Consider the following 17351-nt stretch of genomic DNA (forward strand, 5'->3'; position numbering starts at 1 on the left):
CATGGCCAATTCGGGGAAGGTGGACTGGAAATCATGGCGCAGTGGACTTCTGCGGTGGGTGCCGCGCAGCTGGCCCGGCTCCTCACCTCCCAGCAGGACCGCCCCGCCGGCCCCGGCAGCAAGCGCCCGCCCGCGTACCGGGCGCTGGCCGACGGTGTCCGGCTGCTGGTCCTGGAGGGCCGCGTCCCGGTCGCCGCGCGGCTGCCCGCCGAGCGGGAACTGGCCCTCGCCCTGTCGGTGAGCCGTACGACCGTGGCCGCGGCCTACGAGGCGCTGCGCGGCGAGGGATTCCTGGAGTCGCGGCGCGGGGCCGGGAGCTGGACGGCCGTACCGGCCGGGAACCCGCTGCCCGCCCGGGGCCTGGAGCCCCTGCCGCCCGAGGCGCTGGGCTCGATGATCGACCTGGGCACCGCGGCGCTGCCCGCGCCCGAGCCGTGGCTGACGCGTGCCGTCCAGGGCGCTCTGGAGGAACTGCCGCCGTACGCCCACACCCATGGCGACTATCCGGCCGGGCTGCCCGCGCTGCGCGCGATGATCGCCGACCGGTACACGGCGCGCGGGATTCCGACCATGCCCGAGCAGATCATGGTCACGACCGGGGCGATGGGTGCCATGGACGCGATCTGCCATCTGTTCGCGGGGCGCGGTGAGCGGATCGCGGTCGAGTCGCCGTCGTACGCCAACATCCTCCAGCTGATGCGGGAGGCGGGCGCCCGGCTGGTGCCCGTCGCCATGGCCGAGGGGCTGGCCGGCTGGGACGTGGACCGCTGGCGGCAGGTGTTGCGGGAGGCCGCGCCCCGGATCGCCTATGTCGTCGCCGACTTCCACAACCCGACCGGGGCGCTGGCCGACCAGGACCAGCGGCGGCGGCTGGTGGACGCGGCGCGGTCGGCGGGGACGGTGCTGGTCGCCGACGAGACGATGAGCGAGCTGTGGCTCGAACCGGATCTCGAGATGCCGCGGCCGGTGTGCGCCTTCGATCCCGCGGGGTCGACCGTCATCACCGTCGGGTCGGCCAGCAAGGCCTTCTGGGCCGGGATGCGGATCGGCTGGGTGCGGGCGGCCCCGGATGTGATCCGCAGTCTCGTGGCCGCGCGCGCGTACGCCGACCTGGGGACGCCTGTGCTGGAGCAGCTGGCCGTGAACTGGCTGTTCGGCACGGGGGGTTGGGAGCAGGCCGTGGAGCTGCGGCGCGGGCAGGCCCGGGAGAACCGGGACGCCCTTGTCACGGCCGTGCGGCGGGAGCTGCCCGAGTGGGAGTTCGAGGTGCCGAGGGGCGGGCTCACGCTGTGGGTGCGGACGGGGGGACTGTCGGGGTCCCGGCTCGCGGAAGCGGGGGAGCGGGTGGGGGTTCGGGTGCCGTCCGGGCCGCGGTTCGGGGTGGACGGGGCCTTCGAGGGGTATGTGCGATTGCCGTTCACCGTGGGCGGTGCGGTGGCCGAGGAGGCCGCGGTGAGGCTGGCGGCGGCGGCGCGGTTGGTGGAGAGCGGGGGGAGCGGGGCAATGGAGTCGATGCGGCCGTTCGTGGCCTGAGCGGCGTCGCTGCCGGCGCGCAGGACGACCCGCCCGCAGCTGTGGCGGGCGACTACGACGTCTCCGCCACCACAGCCTCCGCCGGCACCGGCTCCGGCTCCTGTTCCGGCTCCTGTTCCGTCTTCTCCAGCCTTCCCAGCGATTCCGCCTCCACCGGCGTCGTCCGCGCCGGCAACAGGTCCAGTACCGCCTGCCGGTGCGCCTCGCTGGTGGCGTCGTCGTAGGGGTCCGGGGTCGCCGGGACCTGGAGGCGATGGACCGGGCCCGTGCCCAGGCGGGCGTAGCCGCGGCCGGGTGGGACGTCGGCGACCGGGGTGGTGTGCGGGGGAGCGCCCAGCACGGTCTCCAGTTGCTGCGCCGTCGCGGGGCCGAGCACGACACGCGCGCGTGTGTGCTGCCGTACGGCGTCGCTCAGCGCGTCCAGGGCGTCCCACTGCTCGGCCACGACCACCGTGACGCCCACCGCGCGGCCGTGCCGGAGGGGCACTTGGAGCAGGGACTGCGGGTCCTTGCGGTCGTCCGCGACGGCGAGGTGGGAGAACGTGGTCGGCCGGTCCAGGAGGATCCACAGCGGGCGCTTGGTGTCCTCCGGCGGAGGGTTGCCCGACTGGCGGGCCCGGTTCGTGGCGATCAGGCGGCGCTCCGTCTCGGTGGCCGCCCACTCCAGGCTCGCCAGCGCGCCGGCCAGCCCGCACTCGACGGCCAGGACGCCGTCCCGTCCGATCAGGCAGGCGTACTCGCCGGTGCTGCCGCCCTCGACGATGACGATGTCGCCGTACTGCAGGGCCTGCAGGGCGATCGAGCGCAGCAGGGTCGAAGTGCCGCTGCCGGGCTGGCCGACGGCCAGCAGGTGGGGCTCGGTGGAGCGGATGCCGGTGCGCCAGACGACCGGCGGAACGTCGCGCTGCTGGTCGCCGTAGGTGAGGGGGAGCGTGCGCTGGACCTGGGTGGGGTCGGTGAAGCCGAGGACCGTTTCGCCGGGGCTCGTGACGAAGCGCTGGGCGGCGATGCCGGTGGGCAGCGGGGCGAGCACGGTGACCGTGAGCTCGTTGCCCTCCTCGTCCCAGGCGAAGTGGTACTCGCGGCCACGGCCGGACTTCGTGGTCAGCAGGTGCTCGATCCGCGCGCGGGCCTGGGCCTCGCCGTCGGTGAAGTAGGCCGGGTAGCGGATCAGGAGACTGCTGACGCGTCCCGTGCCGTCGAACTCGTACTCCGGGAAGGCCTTCTCCCACTCGCCGCCGTGGGCGTAGAGCGGTGCCGGGTCCTCGGCGGCGGAGAAGTACGGGACCAGCGCCTCGTACAGCGACCTCAGCCGCTCCGTCTGCGACTCGTCGGGCCCGTCGGGTGTCGACGGCCCCCGGTCGCGGCCCTGCCAGGCTGCCGCCGCCATCAGGGTGATGACGGCGAGCAGCGGCCCGTACGGCACCAGTGCCACGACCAGGATCACCGAAGCCACCAGGAACAGCAGCGGTCCGCGCCTGTCCTTGGGGGTGTCGGCCCACCTGCGCCGCCCGGCCGAGGCCAGTCGGCGCAGTCCGCGGGTGATCGTGATCAACGGGTGGAGGACGTCGGAGGCGCTGTCGGCCGCCGTCCGGGCCAGCTCCCGGCTTCGGGCGATCTGCGCCCGGGCCAGCTCCCGGTTCCGGGCGATCTGCGCGCTGCCTGTGCTCAGGATGCGGGGGAGGGGGCGGCGGGCCACTGCTGTCTCCTGGTGGTGCGTACGGGCGGGAAGGGCGGCGTCAGAACTGGATGCCGCCCAGGAGGCTTGCCAGGCTCTCGCCGCCGGCCTTGATGCTCGGGGCGATGGCCGTGCTTGCCAGATAGAAGCCGAACAGGGCCGAGATCAGGGCGTGCGACGCCTTCAGCCCGTCCTTGCGGAAGAAGATGAAGACGACGATGCCGAGCAGAACGACGCCTGAGATGGAGAGGATCATGTGAGCGCTCCTGGTTGGTGGGGACAGTCACCATGAGTACTTCCAGGCTCACAGGATGTATCCATACGATAAAAGGTGCAACTGGGTGAAATTCGGCTGATTTCCTTCGAGTGGCGGAGTGTCGCGGTGCGGATGAGCAGGACTGTTGCGTCCGGCCGTGTCTGCGATGATCTTTGCCTCGGGCGGATCGGGTCATGTGCGGCGCGAGCCAGTACCCTGGCGAATCACTCGTACGGCCGACACCGCTCGCCGGCCGTACCCGTGCTCCCCGCAGTTCCCGTAGTCCCCCGCAGTCCCCGTGTTTGTAGTGAGAGGCGGTCCGGCCGATGACTGAAGCCCCCGACCCCGAGGTCGTGGAGCTGGCGACCAAGATCTTCGATCTGGCCCGGCAGGGGCAGACCGAGGCGCTCGTGGCGTATGTCGACGCGGGTGTCCCGGCCAACCTCACCAACGACCGCGGCGACTCCCTCGTGATGCTCGCCGCCTACCACGGCCACGCCGACGCGGTGCGCGCCCTGCTCGCCCGGGGTGCCGAGGCCGGCCGTGTCAACGACCTGGGCCAGACACCGCTCGCCGGTGCCGTCTTCAAGGGTGAGACGGAAGTGATCAAGGCACTGCTGGAGGCCGGTGCCGACCCGGCCGCGGGTACTCCGTCAGCCGTCGACACGGCCCGCATGTTCGACAAGCGGGAACTGCTCGAACTGTTCGGCGTGCACTGAGCCGCCCTTTCTGACCAGCGAAAACACGGAAAACGGGGGAGGCGGTACAGGGCCGCCGAAATTTCGGTCGCGGCAGATGGAAGTGCCGAGTCATCATGACGTCGTGATTCACGGACGCGATGGCTGGGCAGGTGTTGCCGCACCGCGCGGGCCGTGATGCGGTCCGCATGGGCCACCGACGAGAGGCAGAGGAAGATGGTCTACAGCAAGCAGGAAACGGCGGGCGCCCCGACGTGTTGTCACGCGGCCAGGTGAAGCAAGAACCCCGGTTGCGTCGACGCTTGATGTGAGGCTGTTTCCCATGTTCGAACCGGTCATAGCGCCCAGCGGTACGCTGCTCGGCCTGCTCCAGCGGGGTCGCGGCGACGGCACACTGCACGCGCTCACCGCCCCGCGCGCCGAGGCGCTCGCGGCCCTGAACCACTGTGTGCTGCGGGACCCCCGCCACGACTGGCAGGTGGAGAACCGCTCCCTGTACTACGCCCGTCTCTACCTCGACCTGAACGGCGAGCTGGACGAGATCGAGGCGCACCTCTTCGACGTCGAGGACGCCCTGGACACCGAGGAGTCACGCACCGGGCTGGCCCTGGCCGTCCTCGGCCACCTCGCCTCCTACGGCAGGCGGGACGCCCTGGAGCTGCTGCGCAGGTATGCCGCCACGGGCTCCAACTGGGCCTGGGCCCTGGACGAGCTGGCGCTCAGGGACGACGACGCGGGCCTACGCGCCCTCGCCGCGCCCGTCCTGGCGCGTTTCCCGGCCGATCCCGAGGGCGAGGCCGAGCTGGCCGTCGCCGTACGCGACGCTTTTGAGCCACGGCCGTGGCGGCTGTGGGCCGAGGATCCGCGCGAATCGATCGCCACGCGTGTGCGTGCCGCTCAGGAGGCCGGCTGTTTCGACCGCTGGCAACGGCAGATGCGACCTACCGGGCCCCGTCCGGGGTGGAGCGTGCAGGCCGTCTTCGAGTGGGCCCAGCAGGGCATCGAGCGCGGTGCCGCGCTCCATGTGCCCGCCGCTCGGTGCCTCAGCGCCGTCGCGGGCCCCGAGGACCGGCCCGAGATCGTCGCCGCCGCCAAGGACGGCACCGACGGAGCCCGCTGCACCGCCCTGCGCTACCTCGTCGACAGCAACGACCGGGACGCCCTCGACCTGATCGAGGCGGCCGTGATCACCGGATCGGCGGCCGTCGTGGAGGCCGCCCTCGACGCCTTCGAACGGATGCGCAGCATCGCAGCCGTCGACCGCGCGCGTGGCTGGGCCCGACGGCCCGACCCGCTCGGCGCCGCCGCCGGACGCATGCTCGCCTGCCGCGGCGGAGCCGAGGACAAGGACCTCGTCCTCGCGGCCCTACGAGAGGCCGTACGCGGCGAAGGCCCCGACGCGCCGACCCTGTGGACCCTCGTCGACGGCACCGGACGGCTCGGTATCGCCTGCGCCGCCCCCGTACTGCGCCATATCTACCGCGAGACCGCCTCCTCGCATCTGCGCGGCCGCACCGCCCGTGCCCTGGCCGCGACCGACCCCTCCTTCGCGTCCGGCTTCGCCGTCGAGTGCCTCTGGGACTGCGAGGAGTCCACCCGCGAGATCGCCGCCAGGCACGCCGAGACCGGTGACACGCGCGTGGTCGAGCGACTGCGCCGGCTCGCCGCCGACCCGGCCGAGGAGGCCGAGGTCCAGACGGCCGTACGCAGCCGGTTCGGGCCGGACGCCACCGCCGGCTGATCATCGGGCGGGCGTGTGTCCGCCCTGTGAATGTCGCGGAGATCCGCCCGCCGGGTGAACTCCGGATGACCTGCGGGTCAGGTGCGCATGGACATGACCTGACCCGCTCGGGGGCGCAGCGGAACGCTCATGGGACGTTTGTCGTTCGGAAAGATCCACTTTGACGCGGCCACGTCCAGCACGGCGACAACACCGGTATGCGTGTCGTCATCGTGACCGAATCCTTTCCCCCCGATGTGAACGGCGTGGCCCACTGCGCGCTCCAGACCGCCCGACACCTCGTCGATCGCGGTCACGCTCCCCTCGTCGTCGCCCCGGCCCCCGCTCCCGGCCAGAAGGCAGCCGCCGCCCTGGCGCCCTGCCCCGTCGTCCATGTCCCCTCCCTTCCGCTCCCCGGCTATCCCCAGGTCAGGGTCGCCCTACCCAGTCGGCGCCTCGCCGCCGCGCTGATCCAGCACCAGCCCGACATCGTGCACCTGGCCAGCCCCTTCGTCCTCGGCGTCCGCGGCATGGCCGCCGCCGCCCGGCTCGGCATCCCCGCCGTCGCCGTCTACCAGACCGACCTGGCCGGATACGCCCGCACCTACATGGGCGCCGGCGAGGCCGCGGCCTGGCGTCGCATACGGTCCGTCCACTCCGCCGCCGACCTCACCCTCGTCCCGTCCAGCGCGTCCATGCGCGATCTCGAGACCCACGGCGTGCCCAGGCTCAAGCTGTGGGCACGCGGCGTGGACACCGCACGCTTCCGCCCCGAACTCCGGGACGAGGCGCTGCGCCGCGAACTCGCCCCGAACGGCGAGATCATCGTCGGCTATGTCGGGCGGCTCGCTCCCGAGAAGCACATCGAGCTGCTCTCCGGTGTGTGCGGCATGCCGGGCGTGAAGGTCGTGATCGTCGGCGACGGGCCGAGCCAGCCCGCTCTCGCCGAGGCACTGCCCGGCGCGGTCTTCCTGGGCCGCCGCGGCGGAGACGACCTCGCCCGGATCTTCGCCTCGTTCGACGTCTTCGCCCACACGGGCCCCTTCGAGACCTTCTGCCAGACCGTGCAGGAGGCCATGGCGAGCGGCGTGCCCGTCGTCGCGCCCGCCGCCGGCGGCCCGCTGGACCTGGTCGACCACGGCCGCACCGGGCTCCTGGTGCCCCCGCGCGACGCCGACGCCGTACGGGACGCCGTGCGGTCCCTGGCCGCCGACCCCGCGCTGCGGGCCGCGTACGGGGCCGCCGCGCGTGCCACGGTCGAGGGCCGCACCTGGGCGGCCATCGGCGACCAGCTCATCGACCACTACGAGGCCGTGCTCAAGGCACGGAGGCCGGCGGTGGCGGTATGAACACGTCGTCTCGCAACGGTATGAACAGCTCGCTCCGCATCGTCCGGCTGGCGAACTTCGTCGCCCCCGCCTCCGGAGGGCTGCGCACCGCGCTGCGCGAGCTGGGCAAGGGCTTCAAGCTGGCGGGCCACGATCCCGTCCTGGTCGTGCCGGGTGAGAAGTACAGCGACTGCGAGACCGAGCAGGGCCGCGTGATCACCCTGCCCGGCCCGATGCTGCCCGGCACCGGCGGCTACCGCGTGCTCATCGACAAGCGGCGGGTCGCGGCCCTCCTGGAGGAGCTCGCCCCCGACCGCCTCGAGGTCTCCGACCGTACGACGCTGCGCTGGACCGGCAGGTGGGCCCGCCGTGCCCGGGTCCCCGCCGTGATGGTCTCCCACGAGACCGCCGACGGCGTGCTGCGCACCTGGGGCCTGTCGGAGAACCTGTCCCGGCGCGCCGCGGACGCCCTCAACGTCCGTACGGCCCACACGTACGCGAAGGTCGTGTGCACCACCGAGTTCGCCGAGCGGGAGTTCGTGCGGATCGGCGCCCGCAACGTCGTACGGGCTCCGCTGGGCGTCGACCTGATGAACCGGCGTCCCACGCTGCGCGACGCGGCTCTGCGCGAGACACACGCGCGTGCCGACGAGAAGCTGCTCGTGATGTGCTCCCGGCTCTCCGTGGAGAAGCGGCCCGGCACCGCGCTGGACGCCCTGGAGTCGCTGCGCGGACGCGGGGTGCGGGCGGTGCTCGTGGTGGCCGGAAACGGCCCCCTGCGGGCGCGGCTCGAACAGCGGGCGCAGGAGCGCGACCTGCCGGTGACCTTCCTCGGGCATGTCGCCGACCGCAGTCTGCTCGGCGCGCTCCAGGCCTCCGCCGACATCTGCCTGGCACCCGGGCCCGCCGAGACGTTCGGGCTCGCCGCGCTGGAGGCCATGGCCTGCGGCACGCCCGTCGTGGCGAGCGCGTCGTCCGCGCTGCCGGAGGTGATCGGCTCCTCCGGGGCCACCGCGGCCGACAACGGGGACGCCTTCGCGGACGCCGTGGAGATGCTGCTCGACCGTCCCGAGCGCGAGCGCCGGGAGGCGGCACGCGCGCGTGCGGAGTGCTTCGGGTGGGGCACCGCGGTGGACGCCTTCCTGACCGCGCACGACGCGGCCGTGCCGGTGCGTCCCTTCTCGCGTGCGGAGGGCGCGGCATGAGACCGCTCCGGTTCGTCGCCCTCGGGGACTCGCTGACCGAGGGGGTGGGCGATCCCGTGGGGAACGGGTGGCGCGGCTGGGCCGCGCTGCTCGCCGGCGGGCTGTCCGAACCGCCCGCCGAGTTCACCAACCTGGCGGCCAGCGGGGCACAGACACGGGACGTGCTGGAGACCCAGCTGCCCGCCGCGCTGGCCCTGCGCCCGGACGTCGCCTCCGTCCTCGTCGGCGTCAACGACACCCTGCGCCGCACGTTCGACATCCACCACATCGCCGAACGCCTCGACAAGGTCTACGCCGCCTTGGCCCGGCAAGGCACCGCCGTGCTCACCGCGTGCCTGCCCGACCCCGGCTCGATGCTCGGGCTGCCCGGAGTGCTGGGCAACCCCCTCGCGCGGCGGCAGCGGGCGGTCAACACCGTGGTGCACGCGCTCTCCGAGCGGTACGGCGCCCTGCACCTGCACGCGGCCGACGGCGACTGGGTCGACGACCGGGCGATGTGGAGCGCGGACCGGCTGCATCCCGGGGAGCGGGGGCACCGACAGCTGGCCATACGGTTCCACGAGCTGCTGGCGGACGCCGGGGTGACGACCGGGGCGGCGCCCGCCGCCGAGCCCGAGTTCCCGCCGCCCACCAAGTCGGCGAGCCTGCTGTGGCTGGCCACCGCGGGTACCGCCTGGGTGCTCCGGCGGTGCAACGACCTGCTGCCCCAGCTGCTGCGCCTCGCCGCCACGGAGATGCGGCACCGTGCGAAGGGCACCTGCGGCCGACTCGATCTGCGCGCGGCACAGGCGGTGTCGGTGGCGCTGGCTTCGTTGTCGGTGCCCGAGCCGGTGCCCGAGCCGGTGCCGGTGCCGGTGCATGAGCAACGGTCGGTACCGGAGCATCGGTCGCTGCCGGAGCACCGGTCGGCCCCGGGGCAGCGGTGCCTGCCGGAGGGGTTGTCGGTGCCGGGTCAGCTGCCGCTGCCGGAGGGACTGTTGCTGCCAGGGCAGCGCTCGGCCCCGAAGCGGCAGCCCGAACCGGAGGCGGCGTAGCGGCACGCGCGCGTGGCGGGCGTCAGCGTCGGCGCACGGCCACGAACCGGACCGGCGTACCCGGTACCGCCTGGGCGGCGGCCGGGAGGTCGGCCGGGCGGACGACGGCGATCACGGGGTAGCCGCCCGTCGTCGGGTGGTCGGCCAGGAAGACGACAGGGCGGCCGTCGGGCGGGACCTGGACCGCGCCCAGGACCACGCCCTCGCTGGGGAGTTCGCTGGTCAGGGCCCGTTCCAGGGCGGGTCCCTCGGTGCGCAGCCCGATGCGGTTGCTCGCGGGGGAGACGCTGTACACGCGGGAGGTGAAGGCGCGCACGGCCTCAGGTGTGAACCAGTCGTCGCGCGGGCCCGGCGTCACGCGCAGGACCAGTTCGGCGGGGGGCGCCGGCTGCGGGGCGACGTCCACGCGTGCGTGAAGCCCCGTCGGTCGGCCCAGCGGCAGTACCGCGCCGTCCGTGAGGGGCGGCGGGCCGAGGCCGGACAGGAGGTCCGTGGAGCGGCTGCCGAGGACCGGCTCGACGGCGATGCCGCCGGAGACGGCCACATAGCTGCGTACGCCGGACGTGGCAGCGCCGACGTCCAGGAGCGCACCGGCGGGCACGCGCACCGGAGCGCCCCAGGCGACCGGGCGTCCGTCCACCGTGACGCGGCAGGGCGCGCCGCCGATCGCCACGGTCACCGTCGAACGTGGCCGCACCGCACAGCCGTTGAGCGTGGTCTCCAGTACGGCCGCCTCCGGGGCGTTGCCGACCAAGCGGTTGACGAGCGCTGCGGCGGGCCCGTCCAGTGCTCCGGAGCGGGGCACGCCGAGGTGGGCATGCCCGGGACGGCCGAGGTCCTGCACGGTGGTGAGCGCGCCGGCGCGTACGACGGAGAGCGCGCGGTCGGTCATGCGCTCCCCACCAAACTCTCCACCTGAACGAAGCGCACGCGCGTGCCCGGTGACAGCAGCGCGGCCGGCACGCGCGTGTGGTCCCACAACACCGCGTCCGTGGTGCCGATCAGCTGCCAGCCACCCGGCGACGAGCGCGGGTACACGCCCGTGTACGGGCCCGCCAGCGCCACCGCACCGGCGGGGACGGCCGTGCGCGGAGTGGCCCGGCGCGGGACGTCGTAGCGGGGCGGCAGGCCGGTGAGATAGCCGAATCCGGGGGCGAAACCGCAGAACGCGACGCTGAATTCGGTGCCCGCGTGGATGCGCGCCACCTCGTGCGGGGTGACGCCCCAGTGCGCGGCGACCTCGGCCAGGTCCGGGCCGTCGTAGCGCACCGGGAGTTCGACGACGTCACGCGCGCGTGGGGGAGCGGGTGGCACCTCGGTCGTGGTCAGTTCGAAGGCCAGGCGGGCCGGGTCGGCGAGGCCGTCGAGCAGGACCGTCCGGGCGGCGGGCACGATCTCGCGGACCGACAACGAGCCCTCCGTACGGCGCCGGAGGAACTCCGCGTGCAGCGCCTGGGCCTCCGCACCCGAGGACACCTCGACGAGCAGGGCGTCGTCGCCGACCGGCAGCGCCCTCATACGAAGGCCTCCACCCGGACACCCGACTCCTCCAGCCGGGCCCGCACCCGGCGGGCCAGCTCGACGGCGCCGGGCGTGTCCCCGTGCAGGCACAGGGAACGCGCGCGTACCCCGACGGGAACTCCGGAGTGCGAGGTGACCACGCCCGAGCGTGCCAGGCCCACCGAGCGCTCCACTACGGCCTCCGGGTCGGTGACCATGGCGCCGTCCTGGCCGCGCGGCACGAGCGTGCCCTGCTCGGTGTACGCGCGGTCGGCGAAGGCCTCCGTGACGGCCGGGAGTCCGGCCTTGGCGGCCAGCTCCAGCAGCCGCGAGCCGGGCAGGCCGAGCACGGGCAGCGCGGCGTCCGCGAGGAGCACCCCGCCGACGACCGCGCCGGCCTGCTCCTCGTCGTGCACGACGCGGTTGTAGAGCGCGCCGTGCGGCTTGACGTACGACACGCGCGTGCCCGCCGCTCGCGCGAAGACCTCCAAGGCGCCGATCTGGTACGCCACTTCGGCCGCCAGCTCGGCGGGCGGCACGTCCATCGCGCGCCGCCCGAACCCCGCCAGGTCCCGGTAGGAGACCTGGGCGCCGATCCGTACCCCGCGCTCGGCCGCCTGCTCGCACACCCGCCGCATGGTGGCCGCGTCCCCGGCGTGGAAGCCGCAGGCCACGTTGGCGCTGGTGACGACGGACAGCAGCCGTTCGTCGTCGGTGAGCTGCCAGCGGCCGAAGCCCTCGCCGAGGTCGGCGTTGAGATCGATGGAGGTCATGGGTTACGTCGTTTCCTCAGTCAGGCGACGATGCGGTACTGCTCGTCGCGGGCGTCGGTCAGGAACATCTGACCTGGCGCGTGGGTGATGGCGAACGGCGGGCGCGAGGCCATCACCGCGGCCTGCGGGGTCACTCCGCAGGCCCAGAACATGGGGATGTCGTCCGGCTCCACGTCCACCGGATCGCCGAAGTCGGGCCGGCCGAGATCGGCGATGCCGAGGGCCGACGGATCGCCGCAGTGCACGGGGCTGCCGTGCACGGCCGGCAGGAGGCCGGTCTCCCTCAGGGCCGCCGTCACGTGCTGCGGCGGCACCGGGCGCATGGACACCACCATCGGGCCGTGCAGCCGTCCCGCCGGACGGCACTGGCGGCCGGTCACGTACATCGGGACGTTGCGGCCCTGCTCGACGTGGCGGATCGGGACGCCCGCCTCGGCCAGCGCCCACTCGAAGGTGAAGCTGCAGCCGATCAGGAACGACACCAGGTCGTCGCGCCAGTGCGCGCGCACGTCCGTCGGCTCCTCCACCAGCTCGCCGTCCCGCCACACCCGGTAGCGCGGCAGATCGGTGCGCAGGTCGGCGCCTTCGGCCAGGACGGTGGTCCAGGAACCGGCGTCCGTGACGTCGAGGACCGGACAGGGCTTGGGGTTGCGCTGGCAGAACAGCAGCATGTCGTACGCCCAGTCGGCGGGAACCGAGATCAGGTTGACCTGGGTGTGGCCCGCCGCGACCCCGGCCGTGGGGCCCGTGAGGCCCTCCCGGAAGCGGGCGCGTGCCGTTTGCGGGCTCCACGCGTGCGCGTGCTCGTCGACGAGGGTGAGCGGGCGGTCTGCGGTGACGGTAAGCGGGCGGTCCTCCGTACGGTTCACACCAGCTCCTTCCCGCGCGTCTCCGGCAGCCCCAGCAGGGCAAGCGCCGCGATGCCGTAGCCGATCGCGCCGAAGACCAGCGCGCCGCCCACGCCCCAGCTGTCCGCCAGGAAGCCGACCGTGGTGGGAAAGACGGCGCCCACCGCGCGGCCGGTGTTGTACGTGAAGCCCTGTCCCGTGCCACGCACCGCCGTCGGGTACAGCTCGCTCAGGTAGGACCCGAAGCCGCTGAAGATCGCCGACATGCAGAACCCGAGTGGGAAACCGAGCACCAGGAGCAGGGTGTTGGCGCCGTCCGGGATGTTCGCGTACGCCAGGATGCAGACGGCCGACAGCAGCGCGAACAGCCAGATGTTGCGCCGCCGGCCCAGCCGGTCGGTGAGGTAACCGCCGGTCAGATAGCCGATGAAGGCGCCCGAGATCAGGAACGTCAGATAGCCGCCGGTGCCGACGACCGACAGGTCGCGCTCGGTCTTCAGATAGGTCGGCACCCAGGTGGCGAGGGTGTAGTAGCCGCCCTGGACGCCGGTGGAGAGCAGCCCCGCGAAGATCGTCGTACGCAGCAGGCCGGGCTTGAAGATGGCCGCGAACGAGCCCTTCTCCGTGCTCTGTTCACGTATGGCCACCGCCTCCGGGGCGTCGTGCACCCGGCGTCGCATCCAGATGACGAGCAGGGCGGGCAGTGCGCCGGTCCAGAACATCACGCGCCACGCCAGGTCGTCGTCGACGAACGAGAAGACCAGCGTGTACATGATCGCGGCCAGCGCCCAGCCGACGGCCCACGAGCTCTGGATCGCGCCGAGGGTACGGCCCCGGTGCTTGGCGCTCGCGTACTCGGCGACCAGGATCGCGCCGACCGCCCACTCGCCGCCGAAACCGAGGCCCTGGAGGGCGCGGAAGACCAGCAGCGTCTCGTAGTTGGGCGCGAAGCCGCAGGCGACGGTGAAGACGGCGTAGGTGATGACCGTGATCATCAGCGCCCTGACCCGGCCGATCCGGTCGGCCAGCACGCCCGCGAGGGCGCCGCCGATCGCGGAGACCACGAGCGTGACGGTGGTGAACAGGCCGGTCTGGCCGCTGTCCAGGCCGAAGTACGCGGCCAGCGCCACCATGCTCAGCGGCAGGGTGAAGTAGTCGTACGAATCCAGGGCATAACCGCCGAAAGCGCCCGCGAAGGCGCGGCGGCCGCGCGGACCCAGGGCGCGCAGCCAGGCGAACGCGCCGTCGTCGGCGGCGCGTTCGTCAGTGGTGGGGTCTGTCAGAGCCTGCGGTGGAGGGGTCGTGCTCATGGGCACCTCGCAGAGATGGGGACGGAGGGTGCGGAACTGAGCTGAACGGTGGGCGGGAACCGTGAGCAGCAAGGTAGAGGATCGTTGAACGATCCTTCAATACCCGTGTTGTTTCGTTCTCGTGTCTGCGGTTGAATTCCGGGCATGGCAGAGCAGCTGGGCGGACTGGCCGACGACCGTGCCCTCCTGGGGCGCACGAGCACGGCGGAGCGGGTCTCGGACATCCTCAGAAGTCGCATCGCCGAGGGCTTCTTCCCGCCCGGCACCCGGCTGTCGGAGGACAGCATCGGAGGGGCGCTCGGTGTGTCCCGCAACACACTGCGCGAAGCGTTCCGGCTGCTCACCCATGAACGGCTGCTGGTGCACGAGCTGAACCGGGGTGTGTTCGTACGGGTCCTGGCGGTGGAGGACGTCGAGGACATCTACCGGACGCGCGGGCTCGTCGAGTGCGCCGTCGTGCGAGGGCTCGGCGAGCCGCCGTACGGTCTGGACGGCCTTGCGGCGGCCGTCGAGGAGGGCCGCCGGGCGTCTGCCGAGGATGACTGGAAAGGTGTGGGTACGGCCAATATCCACTTCCACCGGGAACTGGTCGCCCTGGCGGGAAGCGCCCGCACCGACGAGCTGATGCGCAGCGTCTTCGCGGAGTTGCGACTGGCCTTCCACGTGGTGGACGACCCGAAGCGGCTGCACGAGCCGTATCTCGCACGCAATCGGCAGATCTTGCAGGCGCTGGAGGCGGGCGACAAGGCCGCGGCCGAGAAGTTGCTCGCCGGGTATCTCGATGACTCCCTGGAGCGGGTCGTGGAGGTCTACCGGCGCCGGGTGACGGGCACGCCCTGAGGGGCGCGGGGCTGTATCCATATGCGGCTCCGCCGCGTGGGCGCGACCAGCCCAAGACGGCCCGCAGTCGACACTCAGCCCGCATTTCCTCGGCCGAACCAGCGGAGCGCCGTCGTTTGGGTCGTTGTCAGACCGAGGACCTAGTCTGTGCACCGTGACTTCGCCTGCATCGACGGACCGTGTTCCGCCCCAGCTCAGCGCGGGGCCGCGCCCTGCTCCGGGCCCGGCCGCCGACGAGGGCCTGGCGCGCCGGCTGCGCGCGCTCGCCTGCACCGCGCCGCTGCACGACCTCGACGCGCGCAAGGCCAATCTCGCGGGCGAGTACTCGGTGTACGGCATGGCGGAGGTGGCGCTCGCCGCCATCGACCTGGTCACACTGAACATGGACTTCGACACGGGCGCGGACCACGACCAGATCGTCGCCCGCCTCATCCCGCGCATCGCGGCCCAGGCCCCGCAGCGCCCCGTCGCCGAGCACGAGCGGGTGGCCCGCTGGGTCCTGGAGAACCTGATCAACGTCGGGAGCGTCGACCGCGGCTTCCGGGCCGTATACGGCACGTTCGCGCCGGACGGCAGCTATGTCCGCCGTGACTACGACTTCAAGCTGATCGAGGAGGTGCCGGGGCCGGGCGGCACGGTGTATCTCCGTACGACCGACGAGGCGGTCAACGTCCTGGTCGGCGCCCTCGACACCGACGTCACCAGCGCGCAGATCGCCGCCGAGGTGAAGCTGGAGGTGCTGATCAACCGCGGCCGGCTCGCCGACGCGCAGCTGGCCGCCGAGCAGGCTCGCTACCGGACCGTGCAGTACTCGGAGACGCTCCGCAGGGCCCTGGACGCGACCCGGCGCAACGTCAGGGCGGTCGACTGGCTGAACGCCGTACCGGACATGATCGCCGAGGCGCTCGACCACGTCGCCGACCGGTACCGCCATGAGAACGCGATCCTCACCAACATCCGCAAAGCGCGCGACGAGACCGAGGACCCGGAGCACAAGCGCCGCGCGGCCGAGCTCGTCGACATCGTCAAGGACTGCATCCGACGGCACACGCAGCTGCAGTCCCGGCTGCTGGAGGCCGGACCGCTGTTCCGCGCCGAGCAGGACCGGCAGGCCTTCGCGACGCCCATGACGACGTCGGGGACAGACTTGTACGGGCACCTCCTGGCCCCTGTCCTGCCGTTGCCCCTGGAGCAGTCCGTCCGGGTCACGGACGCCTTCTTCGCGCGCGGGACGGGGATGCGTACGCCGGTGTCCGTGCGGGTCGCCGATCTCGTCGACATACTGCTGACGCCGCCCGTGGAGCGGGAGCACCTGGGCGCCGAGATGCCCGAGCCCGACCTCATCGCGACGCCGGACGACAGCCGGTTCAGCGAGGAGCAGCTGGCAGCGGCGATGGACCTGCTGGATCTGCCGGCGGATGCTCCGCGGCGGCTGTCCGGGCTGTTGGCCCAGGCGCGGCACCAGGACCCCGAACTGCCGTACCTGGTCGCCTTGTTGGCCGTCCACGCGGCCAGCCCGCCGGTCGGTACCGCCTATCGGCAGGGCGAGGGGAAGCTGCTGTTCGCCGTGGACGACGGGACGGAGCTGGACGATCCCGAGTTCGGTGGTGCCGACCTGATCGTGGGGACGGCTCTGCTGGACGCGGCGGGGATGGCGGCGGACAGGACGGAAGCAGCATGAGTGAGCGACAGCGCAGCAAGGAGCCCCGACCGTGAGCGAGCACGTCGAGTGGAGTGACACGGAGGTCCCCACCCCGCCGGCGACCGCCGCCGTCACCCCGGCCGACGCCGCCGACGCGGCTCGGCTGGTCGCCTTCGGGCTGCAGCCGAAGTTGCAGCCCGCGCGGGACCAGGAGTACACGGAACTGCTGCGGCGGTACCGGGAGGACCCCCCGTTCGCCCGGCTCGCGGACGCTGTGGCCGCCGGACTGGGACTGGTCGTGCTGGAGGTGTCCCCGCGCGCGGGGATGGCCGTGACGGCCGCCGAGGACTCCGTGTTCGCCGTGCGCATGGGCGACTACGCGCGTCGTACGTCCGCCGACGGCAGCGACCGCTTCCTGCACGGACTGGCCCATCTCGCCATCGCCGCCATGGCGTTCCCGCGGCCCGAGGACCTGGCCGACGACGGCTACATCGGGCGCGTGACGGTCAACGGCGTCGACGCCTTCGTACGCCAGGCCTGCCGACGGCTGGAGGAGCGTGCTGAGGAGCAGGGCGAGAACACCGATCCGGCGACGGACGCGCCCGGCCTGGAGGCCGCCTGGCGGATCTGGGTGAGACGCAGCGCGACGGGCGCCACCAAGGACGCGCGCAGACTCGCCGGTTCGACCACCGGCATCGTCGGCAAGGCGGCCGCCTTCCTCACCGACTCCGGCTTCCTGCAGCGCACCGGCGACGACAACGGCGGCACCTACCGCACCACGGCTCGCTACCAACTCCAGGTACGTGACCTGGCGGGCACCGCCGCCATGGCCGAGCTGCTGGAGCTGGGCGTGGTCCCGGTCACCGACGGCACCCCGAGCCTGCTGCCCGCCGAGGACACGGACGACCTGGAGCTGGTGGCCGACGCCGGGCTGCCGTTCCACTCCGCCTGAAGCCCCGAACATCCCTGATCTGACCAAGACTCAG

15 protein-coding genes and 1 pseudogene are annotated in these 17351 nt (G+C 72.8%); 9 read left to right on the forward strand and 7 right to left on the reverse strand.

What is annotated here, in order from left to right; all coding sequences use genetic code 11:
• Positions 1 to 33 precede the first annotated feature (33 nt).
• Positions 34 to 1533, forward strand: coding sequence for a PLP-dependent aminotransferase family protein (locus QQM39_RS38180; RefSeq protein WP_302002191.1), 1500 nt, complete (start codon positions 34 to 36; stop codon positions 1531 to 1533).
• Between the two features lie 52 nt (positions 1534 to 1585).
• On the opposite strand, the gene QQM39_RS38185 is transcribed toward QQM39_RS38180, so the two are convergent.
• Together QQM39_RS38185 and QQM39_RS38190 are read right to left on the reverse strand one after the other, a co-directional pair.
• Positions 1586 to 3232, reverse strand: coding sequence for a hypothetical protein (locus QQM39_RS38185; protein WP_302002192.1), 1647 nt, complete (start codon positions 3230 to 3232; stop codon positions 1586 to 1588).
• Positions 3233 to 3272: 40 nt separating this feature from the next.
• The gene (locus tag QQM39_RS38190; RefSeq protein ID WP_004002760.1) at positions 3273 to 3467 is read right to left on the reverse strand and encodes a hypothetical protein; all 195 of its coding nucleotides are present in this window, start codon (positions 3465 to 3467) and stop codon (positions 3273 to 3275) included.
• 326 nt (positions 3468 to 3793) lie between these two features.
• On the opposite strand from QQM39_RS38190, the gene QQM39_RS38195 reads away from it, so the two are divergent.
• The 5 genes and pseudogenes from QQM39_RS38195 to QQM39_RS38215 all read left to right on the forward strand — a co-directional run.
• The gene (locus QQM39_RS38195; RefSeq protein ID WP_302002193.1) at positions 3794 to 4186 is read left to right on the forward strand and encodes an ankyrin repeat domain-containing protein; all 393 of its coding nucleotides are present in this window, start codon (positions 3794 to 3796) and stop codon (positions 4184 to 4186) included.
• A gap of 301 nt (positions 4187 to 4487) precedes the next feature.
• Positions 4488 to 5906 (forward strand): HEAT repeat domain-containing protein, encoded by a 1419-nt coding sequence (locus QQM39_RS38200; RefSeq protein ID WP_302002194.1) that lies wholly within the window; start codon positions 4488 to 4490, stop codon positions 5904 to 5906.
• Between the two features lie 197 nt (positions 5907 to 6103).
• A complete protein-coding gene (locus QQM39_RS38205) occupies positions 6104 to 7234 on the forward strand; it encodes a glycosyltransferase family 1 protein (RefSeq protein WP_302002195.1) in 1131 nt (376 codons plus the stop codon).
• A 20-nt stretch (positions 7235 to 7254) separates the two neighbouring features.
• Positions 7255 to 8418 carry a glycosyltransferase gene (locus tag QQM39_RS38210; protein WP_302002196.1) on the forward strand — a complete coding sequence of 388 codons (1164 nt, stop codon included), beginning with the start codon at positions 7255 to 7257 and terminating at the stop codon, positions 8416 to 8418.
• Positions 8415 to 9257, forward strand: a pseudogene (locus QQM39_RS38215) (SGNH/GDSL hydrolase family protein); the annotation flags it as partial. The gene QQM39_RS38210 and the pseudogene QQM39_RS38215, both read left to right, overlap by 4 nt.
• Positions 9258 to 9474: 217 nt before the next feature.
• Here QQM39_RS38215 and QQM39_RS38220 read toward each other — a convergent pair.
• From QQM39_RS38220 to QQM39_RS38240, 5 genes are read right to left on the reverse strand one after another with little or no spacing between them, the layout of a single operon-like run.
• On the reverse strand, positions 9475 to 10344 hold the full coding sequence (locus QQM39_RS38220) for a biotin-dependent carboxyltransferase family protein (protein ID WP_302002197.1): 870 nt from the start codon (positions 10342 to 10344) through the stop codon (positions 9475 to 9477).
• Positions 10341 to 10970, reverse strand: a complete 630-nt coding sequence (locus tag QQM39_RS38225) for an allophanate hydrolase subunit 1 (RefSeq protein ID WP_302002198.1) — start codon at positions 10968 to 10970, stop codon at positions 10341 to 10343. Before QQM39_RS38225 ends, QQM39_RS38220 begins: the two co-directional genes overlap by 4 nt.
• Complete coding sequence (locus QQM39_RS38230; protein ID WP_302002199.1) at positions 10967 to 11725, reverse strand: LamB/YcsF family protein; 759 nt, start codon at positions 11723 to 11725, stop codon at positions 10967 to 10969. The genes QQM39_RS38225 and QQM39_RS38230 overlap by 4 nt, the downstream gene beginning before the upstream one ends.
• A gap of 20 nt (positions 11726 to 11745) precedes the next feature.
• Positions 11746 to 12594, reverse strand: coding sequence for a putative hydro-lyase (locus QQM39_RS38235; RefSeq protein WP_302002200.1), 849 nt, complete (start codon positions 12592 to 12594; stop codon positions 11746 to 11748).
• Positions 12591 to 13883 (reverse strand): MFS transporter, encoded by a 1293-nt coding sequence (locus QQM39_RS38240; protein WP_302002201.1) that lies wholly within the window; start codon positions 13881 to 13883, stop codon positions 12591 to 12593. Before QQM39_RS38240 ends, QQM39_RS38235 begins: the two co-directional genes overlap by 4 nt.
• Before the next feature lie 144 nt (positions 13884 to 14027).
• On the opposite strand from QQM39_RS38240, the gene QQM39_RS38245 reads away from it, so the two are divergent.
• From QQM39_RS38245 to QQM39_RS38255, 3 genes are all read left to right on the forward strand, one after another.
• Complete coding sequence (locus QQM39_RS38245) at positions 14028 to 14723, forward strand: GntR family transcriptional regulator (protein WP_302002202.1); 696 nt, start codon at positions 14028 to 14030, stop codon at positions 14721 to 14723.
• 154 nt (positions 14724 to 14877) lie between these two features.
• Positions 14878 to 16404, forward strand: a complete 1527-nt coding sequence (locus QQM39_RS38250; RefSeq protein ID WP_302002203.1) for a hypothetical protein — start codon at positions 14878 to 14880, stop codon at positions 16402 to 16404.
• A gap of 31 nt (positions 16405 to 16435) precedes the next feature.
• On the forward strand, positions 16436 to 17317 hold the full coding sequence (locus QQM39_RS38255) for a hypothetical protein (RefSeq protein ID WP_302002204.1): 882 nt from the start codon (positions 16436 to 16438) through the stop codon (positions 17315 to 17317).
• The last annotated feature ends 34 nt before the right edge of the window (positions 17318 to 17351 follow it).

Source organism: Streptomyces sp. DT2A-34, from assembly GCF_030499515.1.
Lineage (GTDB): Bacteria > Actinomycetota > Actinomycetes > Streptomycetales > Streptomycetaceae > Streptomyces.

Coding starts and splice junctions, on each gene's coding strand:
- QQM39_RS38205 (WP_302002195.1), top strand. CDS start 6,104: ATGCGTGTCGTCATCGTGACCGAATCCTTTCCCCCCGATGTGAACGGC.
- QQM39_RS38210 (WP_302002196.1), top strand. CDS start 7,255: ATGAACAGCTCGCTCCGCATCGTCCGGCTGGCGAACTTCGTCGCCCCC.
- QQM39_RS38220 (WP_302002197.1), bottom strand. CDS start 10,344: ATGACCGACCGCGCGCTCTCCGTCGTACGCGCCGGCGCGCTCACCACC.
- QQM39_RS38195 (WP_302002193.1), top strand. CDS start 3,794: ATGACTGAAGCCCCCGACCCCGAGGTCGTGGAGCTGGCGACCAAGATC.
- QQM39_RS38225 (WP_302002198.1), bottom strand. CDS start 10,970: ATGAGGGCGCTGCCGGTCGGCGACGACGCCCTGCTCGTCGAGGTGTCC.
- QQM39_RS38230 (WP_302002199.1), bottom strand. CDS start 11,725: ATGACCTCCATCGATCTCAACGCCGACCTCGGCGAGGGCTTCGGCCGC.
- QQM39_RS38240 (WP_302002201.1), bottom strand. CDS start 13,883: ATGAGCACGACCCCTCCACCGCAGGCTCTGACAGACCCCACCACTGAC.
- QQM39_RS38200 (WP_302002194.1), top strand. CDS start 4,488: ATGTTCGAACCGGTCATAGCGCCCAGCGGTACGCTGCTCGGCCTGCTC.
- QQM39_RS38190 (WP_004002760.1), bottom strand. CDS start 3,467: ATGATCCTCTCCATCTCAGGCGTCGTTCTGCTCGGCATCGTCGTCTTC.
- QQM39_RS38180 (WP_302002191.1), top strand. CDS start 34: ATGGCGCAGTGGACTTCTGCGGTGGGTGCCGCGCAGCTGGCCCGGCTC.
- QQM39_RS38245 (WP_302002202.1), top strand. CDS start 14,028: ATGGCAGAGCAGCTGGGCGGACTGGCCGACGACCGTGCCCTCCTGGGG.